Below are 16786 nucleotides of genomic sequence, written 5' to 3'. Positions count from 1 at the left end.
TACTTCATGGATATTTGGCTGGCAGATATTAAAATTAGATATTGAATATTCTGTATGTTAATAGATTCATATAAAATCAACAAAAAGCTTAATATATGGATTTCATTTGTTTTAAAGTGGTTGTAATTAAAATTTACGCCAGGCTACATTTGAGTTAATCACGTAGGCCACGTACAAAGCGCGTGTTCAATGGATTGATGACGTGCGGCGAATCCATCAGTTTTATCTACACTTGGGATAATGCGCTGACGGGAGTAAAAAAATGGCTGACTGGAATCCCTCTTTATATCTGCACTTCAACGCCGAACGGTCACGACCGGCAGTAGAACTGCTTGCCAGAGTCCCTCTGGAAAACGCCTGGGAAATAGCCGATCTTGGCTGTGGCCCAGGCAATAGCACCGCCCTGCTACATCAACGCTGGCCAACGGCTAAAATTACCGGCATTGATTCGTCTCCGGCGATGATTGCCGAAGCGCGCGCAATTTTACCAGAATGTCAGTTTGTGGAAGCAGACATCCGCAATTGGCAACCGAACCATGCACTCGATCTGATTTTCGCCAATGCCTCGCTGCAATGGCTGCCCGAACACTATGAACTGTTTCCGCATCTGGTATCGTTACTCAATCCGCATGGCGGGCTGGCGGTGCAAATGCCGGACAACTGGCTGGAGCCGACGCATGTGTTAATGCGCGAAGTCGCCTGGGAGCAGCATTATCCGGATCGTGGACGCGAACCGCTGGCAGGCGTTCATGCTTACTACGATATTCTGAGCGAAGCCGGATGTGAGGTTGATATCTGGCGCACCACCTACTATCACCAGATGCCGTCGCACCAGGCGATTATTGACTGGGTGACAGCCACCGGATTACGCCCATGGTTGCAGGATCTGACGGAGAGTGAGCAGCAGCATTTTCTTACGCGCTACCATCAGATGCTGGAAGAACAGTATCCACTGCAGGAGAACGGGCAGATACTGTTGGCATTTCCGCGTCTGTTTATTGTTGCCCGGCGCACGGAGTAATTATTACGTCAGCTGGTAATGGCGATCGGGAAGAATCTTCGGCGGAATTTCTGTTTCGTCGTTCATCTGTAACAGGTCAATTTCAATAGCGTTGCAGATGGCATCCAACGGTAAATCATTGTTTTCAGTACCGAACGGATCTTCCAGCTCTTCCGCCAGACAATCCAGCGAAATAAAGGTGTAGGAAATTAGCACTGAGATAAAAGGCGTCATGTAATGCAGATCCACCACAAGGGCAAACGGTAGCATAATGCAAAAAAGATAAACGGTGCGATGCAAAATCAGGGTGTAAGCAAAGGGAATTGGTGTATATGCAATACGCTCGCACCCTGCCAGTACCGCAGAAATATCATTAAGACGATCGTTCAGACTAATAAACAGAATGTCAGAAAGTAGCCCGTTTCGCCGCTGAACGGCCAACCACTCACCCATTATCAATAAAATACGGTTAGCTGGAGAGTTGGAAGCCAGTACTCGCTGAAGATCTCCAGTATTAAGATAATGTGCCAGCACTCCCGCCTGTGGCTGTTTGCGTAATGTCATGCGTAAACAGTGGGCGAAGGCGATTTGTAGCCGGGCAAACTCCTTTACACTTGCCGAATCAGGTAATGTCGTTTTTACCTCACGCAGTAACGACCGTGAGGCAATCATCAACTGCCCCCAAAGTTTGCGCGCTTCGACATAACGGGCATAACCTGCGTTATTACGAAAACCCAGAAAGATGGCGATGGCCACACCAAGAATGCTGAACGGTGCGAGGGTAAATTTGATGCCCAGATGCGTATACCAGGGCAGCATGAAAATAACCGCGATAGAAAAGAGAAAGTTTAGTAGCAAACGCGATGATATTTTGGATAATACTGAACCGTGCCAGACAAAAATACGGCGCAGCCAGTGTTGTTGTGGGCGAACAATCATGATTATCTTCAGGCGTGGAAAAGTCGCCCTATTAAACGTGATTGTAATCACATTCTCAAGTTTCTAATTACAAATTACCTACAAGACTACAACATTTTCAGGTGTTACATTTGGCACATAATTATATTATAGCAAATAGTATGTTGTAACTAATTAAGCGCCATAAGAAACCCGGCCGAAACCGGGTTCAGAGATAGCGACGTTAATTGCCAGATACGCTACGCTTATCTGGCCTACAACTAACTACGTGGTTTCAGTTAGTTAGTAAAGTTGTCTGCCGGATGCTGCATACATAATGCAAGGATTAGCACAACGGACGTACAGCTTCGCGCATTCCTTTTTCGAGAATCGCATCCAGGTCATTAGCAACCTGCTCGACCAGACCAGGCTCTTGCGTCAGGTCCTGCTCCCAGTGGTCTTTTTCTGCCAACACAATAGCAACCAGTTCCTGGGTGCCGATAACGCGGTCACGATGCTGGCTCCAGAGTTGCTGGTAACGTTCCAGCCAGTGCGCATCGTCCTGTACCGGATACGTTTCTCCGTTACGCTCTCCGCGATAGAACGCAATCAATGCCGCTAATGCGAAAGTGAGGCGCGCCGGAAGTGTGCCGTTTTCCTTCTGCCCTGCCAGCAACTGCGGCAGGATGCGGGTGCGGAACTTGGTCATACCGTTGAGCGCGATAGACAGCAGCTGATGCTTAATGTACGGGTTACGGAAACGCCCGGTAACGGCGCTGGCGAAAGATTCCAGTTCATCACGTGGCAGATCCAGCACCGGAATAATCTCTTCGTAAATGGCTTTTTCAACGAATGCGCAAATTTCAGCATCGTTCATCGCTTCGCCGACGGTATCCAGCCCTGCCTGGAACGCCACCGGCACCAGCGCGGTGTGTGCGCCATTAAGGATTGCTACTTTGCGCTCTTTATACGGTTTAATATCGTCAACAATCAGCACGTTAAGCGGATATTTATCCAGACGCAGTTCAGTCGCTAAGGATTTCGGCCCCTGAATCACAAACAGGTAAAAGTGTTCAGCGGTGTCGAGGAAACCATCGTGATAGCCGAGTTCAGCTTCCAGTTTAGCCACTTCATCACGCGGATAACCGGTAACGATGCGGTCCACCAGCGTAGAACAGAAACTGTTAGCCTGATCCAGCCATTGAATAAATGCTTCGGGCAGTGCCCATTCTTGTGCGTAGCGCAGCACCAGTTCACGCAAAGCGTCGCCGTTGTAGTCGATCAGCTCACACGGAATGATGATCCAACCTTTATCCAGCGCGCCGTTGAAATGGCTGAAACGTTCGAACAGCAGACGCGTCAGTTTTGCCGGATAGCTTACTGCTGGCGCATCATCAAATTTGTCGCCCGCATGATAGCTAATACCCGCTTCTGTGGTGTTGGAAAAGACGAAGCGCATTTCCGGATTATGTGCAAGTTTCAGGAATTCATCGTAGTCACCGTAGACGCTGATTTCACGGTTTACAGAACGAATCAGACGCGCATCGCTGACCGCTTCTCCCTTCTCATTCAGGCCACGAATAATGGTGGTATACAGACCATCCTGCGTGCTCAGTGACGGCGGGAATGAAGTTTCAATCGGACGAACAACGACCACGCCAGAATTCAGGTCGGTGTGTTCATTCAGGAGATCAATTTGCCAGTCAACAAAGGCGCGCAGAAAGTTACCTTCACCAAACTGAATGATTCGTTCTGGATACTGTGCACCGGGAAAATCGCGACGATTTAGTGTTTTCACAATGGGTTCCCTTTTGATTAGTCATACAACCTGCTTGAATTGGTACGACAGGTTAGCAAACTTTAATACATTGAACCCCTGTTTTGATCAACTCGTGATGATTAATTAGCAGGTTTAAGATAAAAATGTGGCACAGATCATGGTTCCATCGAGGATTTTCCTCTTTCTCCAGTCGACAGAGTGGTAGAACACATTATGCTAAAACTGTGACAAAATAACAAAGCTGTCAGACAACTTCCTCACCATAACGCATGGTACTGGTGCGGTTACGCCCGTCTTTCTTCGACCGATAGAGACACGCATCAGCTTCGACCATCAATTTATTGAAGTCATCGGTTAGTGTGCGGTATGAAGCATCCCCACTACCGACGCCGATGCTAACCGTCAGATAAAGCGTCTTTTGTTGCCAGGTAAACGGTTGTAGTTCAACGCCTTTACGAATTTTCTCCGCCATCAGCAGACCATCAACGGGATTCATTGATGGCACGGCTACGGCAAACTCTTCGCCTCCCATTCTCGCCACCAGCCCCTTATCGCCGACAATTTTCTGAATATGCTGGGCAAACACGCTTAACACTTTATCGCCACACTCATGACCATAGTTATCGTTAATGCTTTTGAAATAGTCGATATCAAGCAACATGACGGTCAGATGTTGTGTCTGTTGCAGAGATGGACTTTTCAGCGCCTCATAAAGACCGGATCGTGAGTAAACCTGAGTCAGAAAATCAAAGTCGGCTCGCAGCGCAACTTGCTTCATTAGCGAATTAATCGCTGCCACGCTAAAGGAAACCATAATTGGGCAAATCGCCATCGTGGCAATGCCCAGACGCGCGGAAAACATCTGCGGAATAAAGAACGGCGAACCGACGGCGATATCAATTACCGAATTTGCTACCAGTACGATCTCCACTGCTCCGGTGATAAAAGTCAGCAGACACGTCACCTGTGGCGTATAGCGCACTGCACACCAGATTAATGCAGGCAGCGGGAACGCCAGACTCCCCGCTCCGCCAATGACGACCGAGGCAATAACCGACACAATAAGCGCAATGGCTGGCATCATCTGCTCTGCTTTAAAGCGCGGCAATACCCCAGGAATTGCCAGCGTCAGCATACAAGGCACAATCAACACGCCTGTTGAGAATTGTTCACTAAACCAGTCAGCAAGCAAAGGCCAGAAATCCAGGCTATCAATACTAACCGAACCAATCGCCCCGACGATGGCTCATAATAAAGCGGCAATCAGACAATAATTAAATAACCGTAATGCGCTTACTGGCTCGTACTTATTTTTCCCCAGACGCTTATCCCGCATAACCAGTAGGGCGACAGTTACGATAAACATCATATTGGATAAATTGATAACCAGTGAAACCAGCCCCCATTCGGTGGTCATGGCATCATAAACCAGCATTGCCACGTAACAGATGGCATAGTAATGCAGACGATTAAGCCAGACGTAGCGGGCAAATACCCCAGCCATCACGCCATTCAGCGGCCAGAAAAGAGAAAGTTCGTGAACCAGGCGTAGCTCTGCACCTATAAAATAGAACAGCGTCGTTAGCGCAAAAATTGCAATGCTATTACGTAGTAGATGACCTTCCTGGAACAAACGGAAAGTGGATATGGGGTGTACATGCATTAATTATCTGTCCATACAATTGCGAGTGGCAATTATCTCAACGCAATAAGTAAATTCTCATAAAGGATAGCATGTTCGCTGACAGCGGCGACAAAGAAAGATATCAATCAGATGATCTTTTGGCTTTTACCACCATTCTTATGGCTGATTCATCTGAATAACCAGCCAGTGATAGATAACCGTCACGATATAACGTTGTTGTTCCTCACTTAACGAAACACCCTGCGGAATGTTATGCCACTTAGCCAGACAGCCACGGCAGCAGGTCGCGGTGGCGTGTTGAGCGATAAACACCGGATGCCCGCGCATGGGGGTTTGCTTCCCGTCGTTCGCCGGTAATGCCGGCGCAAGACGCTTAGCGACAAAATCTGCCGCATGTTGTTCAATAACCGGCGCGCCCTTCTCCAGACAATACTGACGCTCCTTGACGCCCAGACGAAAGCGAGAGCGAAATTTTGAACGGGCTAAACGCGCGAAGAGTGGATCAAGTGACTGCATTAATAAACCGAGCGTCCTAACTGTTTCGTTAATTGTTCAAGTACTGCAATACCGGCAAGAGAGTTACCTGCGTCATCCAGCTCCGGGCTCCATACCGCGATGGCCATTTCATGCGGGACGATCGCAACAATACCGCCGCCAACACCAGATTTTGCCGGAAGCCCTACCCGCCAGGCGAATTCACCCGCGTTTTGATACATTCCACTGGTCGCCATCAACGCGTTAATTTGCCGCGCCTGCATCGGCGTCACTACGGGCTCATCGATATGAATAGCCTTTCCCTGATTTGCCAGAAAAACAAACGTCCGCGCCAGCTCAACGCAGCTCATTTTCAGTGCACAGTAATGAAAGTAGTTTTGCAGAACGGTTGTCACATCATGATGGAAATTGCCAAACGACTTCATCAGCCAGGCAATAGCCGCATTTCGCGCGGAATGTTCAAACTCGGAGCGGGCAACCACCGTATCGTAGGCAATATCAGACACGCCGCTTAAGCCACGCACGACTTCCAGCATACGTTGCCGTGGTGCGCTTAATCGCCCTTGCAACATATCGCAGACCACCAGCGCACCGGCATTAATAAACGGATTACGCGGAATGCCCTGCTCCATTTCCAGTTGCACTAAGGAATTGAACGGAGATCCCGACGGATCTTTGCCGACGCGTTGCCAGATTTCTTCTTCGGAGTAATGACGCATAGCAACAACGAGACTGAGCACTTTGGAAATAGACTGAATAGAAAAACGTTCTTGCGCGTCTCCGGCCTGGCAAAGCTGCCCATCAACGGTACAGATAGCAATCCCCAGACGGGAACCATCGACGGTTGCCAGTGCCGGAATATAATCAGCGACTTTACCCTGACCAATTAGCGGACGTACTTGCCGCAAGATATTTTCTAAAATTGCATTATCCATGGCGACTGCCACTCTCTGCTCCTTGCTCGCAGGTCTGAAAAGACCTGCGAGTATAACAGAGCTAAATATGTGACGTCAGATCCGGTCTTTCCACACCGTCTGGATATTACAGAACTCATGTAAGCCGAAATGAGAAAGTTCACGCCCAAAACCGCTCTTCTTCACACCGCCAAAAGCGACCCGTGCGTCGCTGGCGCAGAAACCATTGATAAACACGCCGCCGCATTCCAGACGTGCCGCCATCTGTCTGGCTCGTGTTTCGTCAGCGGTAAAGATCGTCGCTGAAAGGCCGAACTCACTGTCATTCGCCAGTTCCAGCGCATGTTCTGCATCTCTCGCTACGGTGATTGCCGCAACGGGGCCAAACATTTCTTCACGAAACGCGGTCATTTCTGGGGTGACATTTGCCAGAACCGTTGGCGGATAGTAGTTACCTGCCCCAGCCATCTTTTCCCCGCCCAGTAACAAACGTGCGCCCTGCGCCAGGGTTTTTTCCACCTGATGATGCAACTCATCACGCAAGTCAAAACGTGCCATCGGACCAAGATCGTTCTCTTCGTCACGGGGATCGCCCATTTTCAACGCTGCCGCAGCTGCCACAAAACGTTCGGTAAATGCCGAAGCAATCCCCTCTTCGATGATAAAACGTTTTGCCGCCGCGCAAACCTGTCCGGTATTCTGGTAACGCCCGGCAACCGCCGCTTTAACCGCCAGTTCCAGATCGGCATCGTTAAGCACAATAAACGGATCTGAACCGCCCAGCTCCAGTACGCATTTTTTCAGTGCCGCACCAGCCTGTGCACCAATAGCCGCTCCCGCACGAACACTCCCGGTCACGGTGACTGCCGCAATACGTGGATCTTTAATCATCTGACTGACACCATCGTTATCGGCATTTAGCCAGCCATATACGCCCTGAGGGATACCCGCGTCTTTAAACACCTGGGCAATTAGCTGAGCACAGCCCGTCACATTCGGCGCGTGCTTAAGTAAGTAGCCGTTACCTGCAAGAATGATGGGAACAGCGCCGCGCATCACTTGCCATAAAGGAAAGTTCCACGGCATAACTGCCAGAATCGTCCCCATTGGTCGATACTCAATAACCGCCTGCTGATTCTCAACCAGCGTTGGCTCTGCTTTCAGCATTGACGGGCCATGTTCTGCATACCAGTCACACAAATTCGCCGATTTCACCACTTCGGCACGTGCCTGCTTGATGGGTTTACCCATTTCGCGGGTGATCATTTGCGCTATCTCTTCGCTGCGAGTACGCAGAGCTTTACCGATATCTCGCAGTTTTTCCGCCCGGTAATCTACGCTTGTCTCGCGCCAGCCGCGAAAACCTTCCACTGCAAGCTGAAGAGCGTTTTCAATATCGTCAGCGCCTGTCCAGGGCAGTGAGGACAGTTGTTCACCATTGGCTGGATTTATCGAAATGGCATGGGTCGCCGGAGTGATGGTCATTGGGGTATCTCCTTTATGAGTTATGGTTTGAAGATACGTAGATTTACTCTTGTTTGAAAATGAATAATATTAAGCCACTTATTCACAAATCGAGAATGCTATGGATCTGACTCAACTGGAGATGTTCAACGCAGTTGCCGAGGCAGGCAGCATTACCCAGGCTGCGGCTAAAGTACATCGTGTGCCGTCGAATCTCACGACTCGTATACGTCAACTGGAAACAGAGCTCGGTGTTGAGCTGTTTATCCGCGAAAATCAGCGTTTACGGCTTTCTCCCGCCGGGCATAACTTTTTACGCTACAGCCAACAAATTCTCGCGTTGGTGGATGAGGCGAGAAATGTCGTGGCTGGCGATGAGCCACAAGGTCTGTTTTCTCTCGGATCGCTGGAAAGCACCGCCGCAGTGCGTATTCCGGCAACGCTGGCAGAATTTAACCGTCGTTACCCCAAAATTCAGTTTTCACTTTCCACCGGCCCTTCCGGCACGATGCTGGACGGCGTACTGGAAGGAAAACTGAATGCGGCATTTATTGATGGGCCGATTAACCATACCGCCATCGACGGGATACCGGTGTATCGTGAGGAGCTGATGATCGTCACGCCGCAAGGACATGCGCCAGTAACCCGCGCCAGTCAGGTTAATGGTTACAACATCTATGCCTTTCGCGCCAATTGTTCGTATCGCCGTCATTTTGAGAGCTGGTTTCATGCTGACGGTGCCGCACCGGGGACTATTCATGAGATGGAGTCGTATCACGGGATGCTGGCCTGTGTGGTCGCGGGTGCGGGCATTGCGCTTATCCCTCGTTCTATGCTGGAAAGTATGCCCGGGCATCACCAGGTTGAAGCATGGCCGTTGGCTGAGCAATGGCGTTGGTTAACAACCTGGCTGGTCTGGCGTCGCGGTGCGAAAACGCGCCCGCTTGAGGCGTTTATTGAACTGCTGGATGTACCAGACTAAATGTTGTACCGGCTACTCACGCTGCCGTTGATACAGCATGACATGAATCGGCGAAACGCGACATAGATCACAAAACCGTTGTATTCAGATCATTAACCGTTTTAAGATCATTTCATTACCTTTTCGCAACTCATCCGATAATCGGTTATGACAACAAATATGGTTTCCCGCAAAGTGGCGTGGCTACGGGTCGTTACGCTGGCCGTTGCCGCCTTCATCTTCAATACCACCGAATTTGTGCCTGTAGGTTTGCTTTCTGATATTGCGCAAAGTTTTCATATGCAAACCGCACAGGTCGGTATCATGTTGACCATTTATGCGTGGGTAGTGGCGCTATTGTCACTGCCTTTTATGCTAATGACCAGTCAGGTCGAACGCCGCAAATTGCTGATCTGTCTGTTTGTGGTGTTTATCGCCAGCCACATACTGTCGTTTTTATCGTGGAGCTTTACCGTTCTGGTAATCAGTCGCATTGGTGTGGCTTTCGCCCATGCTATTTTCTGGTCGATAACGGCGTCTCTGGCAATCCGTATGGCGCCAGCCGGAAAGCGAGCGCAGGCATTGAGTTTAATTGCCACCGGCACAGCACTGGCGATGGTATTAGGTTTACCTATCGGGCGCATTGTGGGGCAGTATTTCGGCTGGCGAACAACCTTCTTCGCGATTGGTATCGGGGCGCTTATCACCCTTTTGTGCCTGATCAAATTACTTCCATTGCTGCCCAGTGAGCACTCTGGTTCGTTAAAAAGTCTTCCGCTGCTGTTTCGTCGCCCGGCATTGATGAGCATTTATTTGCTGACGGTAGTCGTGGTCACCGCCCATTACACGGCATACAGCTATATTGAACCTTTTGTGCAAAACGTTGCGGGGTTCAGCGCCAACTTTGCCACAGCATTGCTGTTGATGCTCGGTGGTGCGGGCATCATTGGTAGCGTCATTTTCGGTAAGCTGGGTAATCAGCACGCATCGGTGCTGGTCAGTGCGGCGATTGCGCTATTGCTGGTGTGCCTGGCACTACTGTTGCCTTCGGCAAGTAGCGAGATACACCTCGGCGTGCTGAGCATTTTCTGGGGGATCGCGATGATGATCATCGGACTTGGGATGCAGGTTAAAGTACTGGCGCTGGCACCAGATGCCACCGACGTTGCGATGGCGCTCTTTTCCGGGATATTTAATATTGGTATCGGCGCCGGGGCGCTGGTGGGTAATCAGGTAAGTCTACACTGGTCGATGTCGATGATTGGTTATGTGGGTGCAGTTCCGGCTCTCGCCGCGTTGATATGGTCAATCGTCATATTCCGCCGCTGGCCTGTGGCACTTGAAGAACAGACGCAATAGCTTCCATGCACGAACGAGCCTTTCAGATTATTGACAACGTGCGCTTTGTTTATGCCGGATGCGGCGGGAACGCCTTATCCGGCCTACAACTCAATACATTGCAGAGATTACGTAGGCCTGATAAACGTAGCGCATAGGCAATGTTGCGTTTGTCATCTGCTCAGACCCATTTGGGTCTTTTTTAATGGTAAGTTTTAATAATTTCCAGGATGCCGTTAATAATAAATTGCACGCCCATACAAACCAGCAAGAAGCCCATCAGGCGGGAGATCGCTTCAATTCCCCCTTTCCCCACCAGCCGCATAATGGCACCAGAGCTACGTAGACTTCCCCACAAAATGACCGCCACCAGGAAAAAGATCAGCGGCGGCGCAACCATCAGAACCCAGTCCGCGAAGGTTGAACTCTGACGCACCGTTGACGCCGAGCTAATGATCATCGCAATGGTTCCCGGTCCGGCGGTACTTGGCATTGCCAGTGGCACAAAAGCAATATTGGCGCTGGGTTCATCTTCCAGCTCTTCCGATTTGCTTTTTGCTTCCGGTGAATCCGTTGCCTTTTGCTGGGGAAAGAGCATACGGAAACCGATAAATGCAACAATTAACCCCCCAGCAATACGTAGACCGGGAATCGAAATGCCGAACGTATCCATCACCAGTTGCCCGGCGTAATACGCCACCATCATGATGGCAAATACGTATACCGAGGCCATCAACGACTGGCGGTTACGTTCGGCGCTGTTCATGTTGCCCGCCAGGCCAAGAAATAACGCGACTGTCGTTAATGGGTTGGCTAACGGCAGCAACACCACCAGCCCCAGACTAATTGCTTTAAACAAATCTAACATTGGTGGTTGTTATCCTGTGTGTCTGAGTCATCAGCGAAAAGTATAAAGGGAAAACAAAGAGAAAGTTTCACTCTTTAACTAATCTTGCATAGCACTGACCAAAACTTGAACCGATTTAGCAAAACGTGGCATCAGACAATTCATTCATTTGACTTATACTTGCCTGGGCAATATTATCCCCTGCAACTAATTACTTGCCAGGGCAACCAATGTGAAAAGTACCAGCGACCTGTTCAATGAAATCATCCCCTTGGGTCGCTTAATCTATATGGTTAATCAGAAGAAAGACCGTCTGCTTAACGATTATCTGTCTCCGCTGGATATCACTGCGGCACAGTTTAAGGTGCTCTGCTCTATCCGCTGCGCAGCGTGCATTACGCCGGTTGAACTGAAAAAAGTGTTGTCGGTCGACCTGGGGGCACTGACCCGTATGCTGGATCGCCTGGTCTGTAAAGGCTGGGTGGAACGGTTGCCAAACCCGAATGACAAGCGCGGCGTGCTGGTAAAACTCACCGCCAGCGGCGCAACAATATGTGAACAATGCCATCAATTAGTTGGCCAGGATCTGCATCAAGAATTAACAAAAAACCTGACGGCGGACGAAGTGGCAACGCTTGAGCATTTGCTTAAGAAAGTCCTGCCGTAAACAAAAAAAGAGGTATGACGATGTCCAGACGCAACACTGACGCTATTACCATTCATAGCATTTTGGACTGGATCGAGGACAACCTGGAATCGCCACTGTCACTGGAGAAAGTGTCAGAGCGTTCGGGTTACTCCAAATGGCACCTGCAACGGATGTTTAAAAAAGAAACCGGCCATTCATTAGGCCAATATATCCGCAGCCGAAAGATGACAGAAATCGCGCAAAAGCTGAAAGAAAGCAACGAGCCGATACTCTATCTGGCAGAACGTTATGGTTTCGAGTCCCAGCAAACGCTGACCCGAACCTTCAAAAACTACTTTGATGTTCCGCCGCATAAATACCGGATGGCTAATATTCAGGGCGAATCGCGCTTTTTACATCCATTAAATCATTACAATAGCTAGTTGAAACGTGACAACGTCACTGAGGTAATCATGAAACCACTTTTATCCGCAATGATAACCGCGCTTATTGTCTTTTCTGCGCAAGGCTTTGCGGAACAAACCACGCAGCCGACGGTTATTCCCTGTGGTGATGAAGTGATTGTTCCCCCATCGCAGGAACAACCACCATTCGATTTAAATCACATGGGTACAGGCAGTGATAAGTCGGATGCGCTGGGCGTGCCCTATTATAATCAACACGCCATGTAGTTAATTCTGGCCCCGACATATCGGGGCTTATTAACTTCTCACCTTCACCGCTTTACGCCACCGCAAACCAAACACATTGATATACAGCCCGCCCATTATCAGCACCGCACCGAAAAATTGCAGACCCGTTAATCGTTCATCTAACAATAACGCCGCACTTGCCAGACCGACTACCGGGACAAGTAACGATAACGGTGCCACGCGCCAGGTTTCATAACGCCCAAGCAGCGTACCCCAGAGCCCATAGCCGACAATCGTCACCACAAACGCCAGATACATCAGAGACAAAATGGTGGTCACGTCGATAGTGACCAGGCTGTGAATCATTGTTGCGGAACCATCGAGAATGAGCGAGGCGACAAAGAACGGGAGAATCGGGATCAATGCGCTCCACACTACCAGCGACATCACTGCCGGGCGCGATGAGTGCGACATGATCTTTTTATTGAAGATGTTGCCACACGCCCAGCTAAATGCTGCCGCCAGGGTCAGCATAAAACCGAGCATCGCCACATGTTGACCGTTCAGGCTATCTTCAATCAACACCAGCACGCCAAATATCGCTAAGGCGATCCCCGCCAGTTGCTTGCCATGCAGCCGTTCACCGAAAGTAAACGCGCCGAGGACAATCGTAAAAAACGCCTGTGCCTGTAAAACCAGCGAGGCCAGACCTGCTGGCATACCGAAGTTAATGGCGCAGAAGAGAAAGGCAAACTGCGCAAAACTGATGGTTAAACCATACCCCAGCAGCAAATTCAGCGGTACTTTCGGTCGTGCGATAAAAAAGATTGCCGGGAAGGCCACCAGCATAAAGCGCAAACCTGCCAACATCAGCGGTGGCATATTATGAAGCCCCACTTTGATGACCACAAAATTAAGCCCCCACACAACCACTACCAGTAGCGCCAACAACCCATCTTTTCGCGACATTCTACCGCCCCTGAATTTTCATCTTTTGTAAGCAATCAACTTAGCGGAATTTACTTTTTTTTAACAGTTGATTCGTTAGTCACCGTTTACGACGGCATTAATGCGCAAATAAGTCGCTATACTTCGGATTTTTGCCATGCTATTTCTTTACATCTCTAAAACAAAACATAACGAAACGCACTGCCGGACAGCCAAATGAACTTATCTCTGCGACGCTCTACCAGCGCCCTTCTTGCCTCGTCGTTGTTATTAACCATCGGACGCGGCGCTACGCTGCCGTTTATGACTATTTATTTGAGTCGCCAGTACGGTCTGGGTGTCGATTTGATTGGTTATGCGATGACAATTGCGCTCACTATCGGCGTCGTTTTCAGCCTCGGATTTGGCATTCTGGCGGATAAGTTTGACAAGAAACGTTATATGTTACTGGCAATTACCGCCTTCGCCAGCGGCTTTATCGCCATTCCCCTGGTGGACAACGTGACGCTTGTAGTGCTGTTCTTCGCGCTCATCAACTGCGCGTATTCCGTTTTTGCTACCGTGTTGAAGGCCTGGTTTGCCGATAATCTTTCCTCCGCCAGTAAAACGAAGATCTTCTCGATCAACTACACCATGCTCAACATTGGCTGGACCATCGGCCCACCGCTCGGCACGCTGTTGGTGATGCAAAGTATCAATCTGCCCTTTTGGCTGGCAGCCATCTGTTCTGCGTTTCCTGTGCTTTTCATTCAAATTTGGGTGAAACGCAGCGAGAAAATCATCGCCACAGAGACAGGCAGCGTCTGGTCTCCAAAGGTTTTGTTACAGGATAAAGCTCTGCTGTGGTTCACCTGCTCAGCCTTTCTGGCCTCTTTCGTGAGCGGAGCGTTTGCCTCGTGCATTTCACAATACGTGATGGTGATTGCTGATGGTGATTTTGCCGAAAAGGTGGTCGCGGTTGTTCTTCCGGTTAATGCTGCGATGGTGGTTACGTTGCAATATTCCGTGGGCCGGCGCATTAATCCGAGCAACATCCGCGTGCTAATGACGGTCGGCACTCTCTGCTTTGTCATCGGTCTGGTCGGGTTTATCTTTTCGGGCAACAGCCTGCTACTTTGGGGAATTTCAGCCACCGTGTTTACTCTTGGCGAAATCATTTATGCCCCTGGTGAATATATGTTGATTGACCATATTGCACCGCCAGGGATGAAAGCCAGCTATTTTTCCGCCCAGTCTTTAGGCTGGCTTGGTGCAGCGATTAACCCATTAGTGAGTGGCGTCGTGCTCACCCGCCTGCCGCCGTCCTCGCTGTTTGTCATCTTAGCGTTGGCGATCATTGCTGCATGGGTGCTGATGTTAAAAGGCATTCACGCAAGACCCTGGGGGCAGCCGGTTCTTTGTTGACTCTCTGCCGTGCCTTAACGGCACGGCTTGACTCATTATTTTCCTGTTGCAAAGGCGTAGCCTTCATCTTCCCAGCCGGTTACCCCGCCGATCATGATTTTAACTGGCCTTCCTAACCGAGCCAGTTTGAGTGCCGCGCGGTCTGCGCCGTTACAATGTGGCCCCGCGCAATACACCACAAACAGAGTATCTTCCGGCCATTGAGCCATTCTCTCTTCGGTCATTTGCTTATGGGGCAGATGAATTGCGCCTGGGATATGCCGATGAGCGAAATCCTCTTCACGTCCGACCACATGCAGCAAAACGAAATCATCGCCAATGTAGGCCAGCGAGTCATGAACATCGGCGCAATCCGTTTCAACACTCAAACGCATGAGAAAATGCGCTTCGGCAACGTCCGGTTTCGCTGCGGTAAATTCAGTGACATAACGCATATTGCTTTTTCCTTTTGGGTTGTTGTGTTAACAATAATGTAACCAATCAACCTTTCACTGACTGCCTCACGATATGCCAGAAAAGAGTAAAATGATGCCAACATTGCAGCGCCCGCTGGTTGTTGTATTGGCTTATGACGGACTATGCACTTTCGAATTTGGTGTAGCCGTTGAAATCTTCGGCCTGCCACGCCCGGAACTGGGCGATAACTGGTATCGGTTTGCTGTTGCTGCGGTAGAACCCGGTGCGCTGCAAGCTACTGGCGGGATCCACGTAGTTGCGGATGGCGGGCTGGAGCTACTGACTGAAGCCGATATGATTATTATTCCAGGCTGGCGCGGTATAGATGCAACAGTACCAGAAATGCTATGCCCGGCGTTGCGCGAAGCACATCAACGCGGTACTCGCCTGGTTTCGATATGCTCGGGCGTATTTGTCCTTGCCGCCGCTGGCCTTCTTCACCAGCGAAAAGCGACCACCCACTGGCGTTACACTGAACAACTCCAGCATCGTTACCCTTCAATTCACGTAAGTGACAATGTGTTATATCAGGATGAAGGACAAGTGATGACCTCCGCTGGAAGCGCAGCAGGGATCGATCTGTGCTTACATATCGTGCGCAAAGATTATGGTCACGAAATTGCTAATAATGTCGCCCGGCGGCTGGTCATTCAGCCGCATCGCCACGGTGAGCAACCACAAAACCTGACACGCCCGATGGCTGCGCCGCGTGAAAGCCATACGTTAGGCGCATTATTCGACTTTTTACAGCAAAATCTGGCACAAACGCATACCGTTGCCTCTCTCGCCGGACGAGTGAATATGAGTCAACGTACTTTTTTAAGACGCTTTGTCGCCTTAACGGGTATGACACCCGCCCGCTGGCTTCTCAATGAGCGATTAATACGAGTGGAAGATTATCTGCAAAATTCGTCGTTTAGCATCGATAAAATTGCAGATCTGACGGGGTTTGGTAATTCATCTTTACTGCGTCATCATTTTCACCAGCGTTTTTTATTATCCCCTTCACAATATCGGAAAAACAGCCGTTCCTCATCACATTAACCCTCTAATTCAGCCTTCGTTTAGGTTACCTCTGCTAATATCTTTCTCATTGAGATGAAAATTAAGGTAAGAGAGGAAACACACCACACCATAAACGGAGGCAAATAATGCTGGGTAATATGAATGTTTTTATAGCTGTACTGGGAATAATTTTATTTTCTGGCTTTCTGGCCGCGTATTTCAGCCACAAATGGGATGACTAATGAACGGAGATAATCCCTCACCTAACCGGCCCCTTGTTACAATTGTGTACAAGGGGCCTGATTTTTCTGACGGCGAAAAAAAACCGCCAGTAAACTGGCGGGGGATGCT

General features: G+C 49.6%; 18 protein-coding genes and 1 pseudogene. 10 read left to right on the top strand and 9 right to left on the bottom strand.

Annotated elements, in window-relative coordinates:
• The first annotated feature begins 262 nt into the window (after positions 1 to 262).
• Complete coding sequence (gene tam / locus EQY_RS0103970) at positions 263 to 1021, top strand: trans-aconitate 2-methyltransferase (protein ID WP_000796277.1); 759 nt, start codon at positions 263 to 265, stop codon at positions 1019 to 1021.
• 3 nt (positions 1022 to 1024) lie between these two features.
• On the opposite strand, the gene EQY_RS0103965 is transcribed toward tam, so the two are convergent.
• The 6 genes and pseudogenes from EQY_RS0103965 to sad all read right to left on the bottom strand — a co-directional run bounded on the left by EQY_RS0103965 (position 1025) and on the right by sad (position 8216).
• The gene (locus EQY_RS0103965; RefSeq protein ID WP_024212389.1) at positions 1025 to 1939 is read right to left on the bottom strand and encodes a bestrophin family protein; all 915 of its coding nucleotides are present in this window, start codon (positions 1937 to 1939) and stop codon (positions 1025 to 1027) included.
• A gap of 304 nt (positions 1940 to 2243) precedes the next feature.
• A complete protein-coding gene (uxaB, locus tag EQY_RS0103955) occupies positions 2244 to 3695 on the bottom strand; it encodes a tagaturonate reductase (RefSeq protein ID WP_000854608.1) in 1452 nt (483 codons plus the stop codon).
• Between the two features lie 226 nt (positions 3696 to 3921).
• A pseudogene (locus tag EQY_RS0103950) lies at positions 3922 to 5340 on the bottom strand (GGDEF domain-containing protein).
• A gap of 138 nt (positions 5341 to 5478) precedes the next feature.
• Complete coding sequence (locus tag EQY_RS0103940) at positions 5479 to 5838, bottom strand: DUF4186 domain-containing protein (protein ID WP_001191014.1); 360 nt, start codon at positions 5836 to 5838, stop codon at positions 5479 to 5481.
• The gene (gene glsB / locus EQY_RS0103935; protein WP_000257395.1) at positions 5838 to 6764 is read right to left on the bottom strand and encodes a glutaminase B; all 927 of its coding nucleotides are present in this window, start codon (positions 6762 to 6764) and stop codon (positions 5838 to 5840) included. Before glsB ends, EQY_RS0103940 begins: the two co-directional genes overlap by 1 nt.
• 63 nt (positions 6765 to 6827) lie before the next feature.
• A complete protein-coding gene (gene sad / locus EQY_RS0103930) occupies positions 6828 to 8216 on the bottom strand; it encodes a succinate-semialdehyde dehydrogenase (RefSeq protein ID WP_000156607.1) in 1389 nt (462 codons plus the stop codon).
• Between the two features lie 100 nt (positions 8217 to 8316).
• Between sad and ptrR the strand changes: the two genes are divergently transcribed.
• Together ptrR and ydeA are read left to right on the top strand one after the other, a co-directional pair.
• Positions 8317 to 9177: a putrescine utilization regulator PtrR gene (ptrR, locus tag EQY_RS0103925; protein ID WP_000366486.1), complete on the top strand. Its 861-nt coding sequence runs from the start codon at positions 8317 to 8319 to the stop codon at positions 9175 to 9177.
• Between the two features lie 147 nt (positions 9178 to 9324).
• Positions 9325 to 10515 (top strand): L-arabinose MFS transporter, encoded by a 1191-nt coding sequence (ydeA, locus tag EQY_RS0103920; RefSeq protein ID WP_000210512.1) that lies wholly within the window; start codon positions 9325 to 9327, stop codon positions 10513 to 10515.
• A 181-nt stretch (positions 10516 to 10696) separates the two neighbouring features.
• On the opposite strand, the gene marC is transcribed toward ydeA, so the two are convergent.
• Positions 10697 to 11362 (bottom strand): NAAT family transporter MarC, encoded by a 666-nt coding sequence (gene marC, locus EQY_RS0103915; protein ID WP_000885044.1) that lies wholly within the window; start codon positions 11360 to 11362, stop codon positions 10697 to 10699.
• Positions 11363 to 11573: 211 nt separating this feature from the next.
• On the opposite strand from marC, the gene marR reads away from it, so the two are divergent.
• Genes marR through marB form a run of 3 tightly spaced genes read left to right on the top strand, consistent with a single transcriptional unit; the run spans position 11574 to position 12661 of the window.
• Positions 11574 to 12008: a multiple antibiotic resistance transcriptional regulator MarR gene (marR, locus tag EQY_RS0103910; protein WP_000843429.1), complete on the top strand. Its 435-nt coding sequence runs from the start codon at positions 11574 to 11576 to the stop codon at positions 12006 to 12008.
• A gap of 20 nt (positions 12009 to 12028) precedes the next feature.
• Positions 12029 to 12412: an MDR efflux pump AcrAB transcriptional activator MarA gene (gene marA, locus EQY_RS0103905; RefSeq protein ID WP_000091195.1), complete on the top strand. Its 384-nt coding sequence runs from the start codon at positions 12029 to 12031 to the stop codon at positions 12410 to 12412.
• Between the two features lie 30 nt (positions 12413 to 12442).
• Positions 12443 to 12661 carry a multiple antibiotic resistance protein MarB gene (gene marB / locus EQY_RS0103900; RefSeq protein WP_000803538.1) on the top strand — a complete coding sequence of 73 codons (219 nt, stop codon included), beginning with the start codon at positions 12443 to 12445 and terminating at the stop codon, positions 12659 to 12661.
• Positions 12662 to 12691: 30 nt separating this feature from the next.
• Here marB and eamA read toward each other — a convergent pair whose 3' ends face one another.
• Positions 12692 to 13591, bottom strand: a complete 900-nt coding sequence (gene eamA, locus EQY_RS0103895; protein WP_000087181.1) for an O-acetylserine/cysteine exporter — start codon at positions 13589 to 13591, stop codon at positions 12692 to 12694.
• Between the two features lie 195 nt (positions 13592 to 13786).
• Here eamA and ydeE point away from each other — a divergent pair, with 195 nt between their 5' ends.
• Positions 13787 to 14974, top strand: coding sequence for an efflux MFS transporter YdeE (ydeE, locus tag EQY_RS0103890; protein WP_001054148.1), 1188 nt, complete (start codon positions 13787 to 13789; stop codon positions 14972 to 14974).
• A gap of 35 nt (positions 14975 to 15009) precedes the next feature.
• Here ydeE and EQY_RS0103885 read toward each other — a convergent pair whose 3' ends face one another.
• On the bottom strand, positions 15010 to 15408 hold the full coding sequence (locus tag EQY_RS0103885) for a rhodanese-like domain-containing protein (protein WP_001271098.1): 399 nt from the start codon (positions 15406 to 15408) through the stop codon (positions 15010 to 15012).
• Between the two features lie 94 nt (positions 15409 to 15502).
• Between EQY_RS0103885 and ftrA the strand changes: the two genes are divergently transcribed.
• The 3 genes from ftrA to EQY_RS26695 form a co-directional block, all read left to right on the top strand.
• Entirely contained in the window at positions 15503 to 16474 is a 972-nt protein-coding gene (ftrA, locus tag EQY_RS0103880) for a transcriptional regulator FtrA (RefSeq protein WP_138984108.1), read from the top strand.
• A 107-nt stretch (positions 16475 to 16581) separates the two neighbouring features.
• The gene (gene mgtS / locus EQY_RS0103875) at positions 16582 to 16677 is read left to right on the top strand and encodes a protein MgtS (RefSeq protein ID WP_000901364.1); all 96 of its coding nucleotides are present in this window, start codon (positions 16582 to 16584) and stop codon (positions 16675 to 16677) included.
• Positions 16677 to 16786: hypothetical protein (locus EQY_RS26695; RefSeq protein ID WP_237712258.1), on the top strand; the 110-nt coding region annotated here is incomplete at its 3' end. The genes mgtS and EQY_RS26695, both read left to right, overlap by 1 nt.

This window comes from Escherichia sp. TW14182, assembly GCF_000208525.1.
In the GTDB taxonomy this organism is placed as follows: domain Bacteria; phylum Pseudomonadota; class Gammaproteobacteria; order Enterobacterales; family Enterobacteriaceae; genus Escherichia; species Escherichia ruysiae.
The sequence above is the reverse complement of the archived record's forward strand: the minus strand, read 5'-3'. Positions and strand labels throughout refer to the sequence as shown.

Bases quoted from the DNA above. Each gene is read 5' to 3' on its own strand.
- tam (WP_000796277.1), top strand. From the start codon at position 263: ATGGCTGACTGGAATCCCTCTTTATATCTGCACTTCAACGCCGAACGG.
- EQY_RS0103965 (WP_024212389.1), bottom strand. From the start codon at position 1,939: ATGATTGTTCGCCCACAACAACACTGGCTGCGCCGTATTTTTGTCTGG.
- EQY_RS0103940 (WP_001191014.1), bottom strand. From the start codon at position 5,838: ATGCAGTCACTTGATCCACTCTTCGCGCGTTTAGCCCGTTCAAAATTT.
- sad (WP_000156607.1), bottom strand. From the start codon at position 8,216: ATGACCATCACTCCGGCGACCCATGCCATTTCGATAAATCCAGCCAAT.
- ptrR (WP_000366486.1), top strand. From the start codon at position 8,317: ATGGATCTGACTCAACTGGAGATGTTCAACGCAGTTGCCGAGGCAGGC.
- ydeA (WP_000210512.1), top strand. From the start codon at position 9,325: ATGACAACAAATATGGTTTCCCGCAAAGTGGCGTGGCTACGGGTCGTT.
- marC (WP_000885044.1), bottom strand. From the start codon at position 11,362: ATGTTAGATTTGTTTAAAGCAATTAGTCTGGGGCTGGTGGTGTTGCTG.
- marA (WP_000091195.1), top strand. From the start codon at position 12,029: ATGTCCAGACGCAACACTGACGCTATTACCATTCATAGCATTTTGGAC.
- marB (WP_000803538.1), top strand. From the start codon at position 12,443: ATGAAACCACTTTTATCCGCAATGATAACCGCGCTTATTGTCTTTTCT.
- eamA (WP_000087181.1), bottom strand. From the start codon at position 13,591: ATGTCGCGAAAAGATGGGTTGTTGGCGCTACTGGTAGTGGTTGTGTGG.
- ydeE (WP_001054148.1), top strand. From the start codon at position 13,787: ATGAACTTATCTCTGCGACGCTCTACCAGCGCCCTTCTTGCCTCGTCG.
- EQY_RS0103885 (WP_001271098.1), bottom strand. From the start codon at position 15,408: ATGCGTTATGTCACTGAATTTACCGCAGCGAAACCGGACGTTGCCGAA.
- ftrA (WP_138984108.1), top strand. From the start codon at position 15,503: ATGCCAACATTGCAGCGCCCGCTGGTTGTTGTATTGGCTTATGACGGA.
- mgtS (WP_000901364.1), top strand. From the start codon at position 16,582: ATGCTGGGTAATATGAATGTTTTTATAGCTGTACTGGGAATAATTTTA.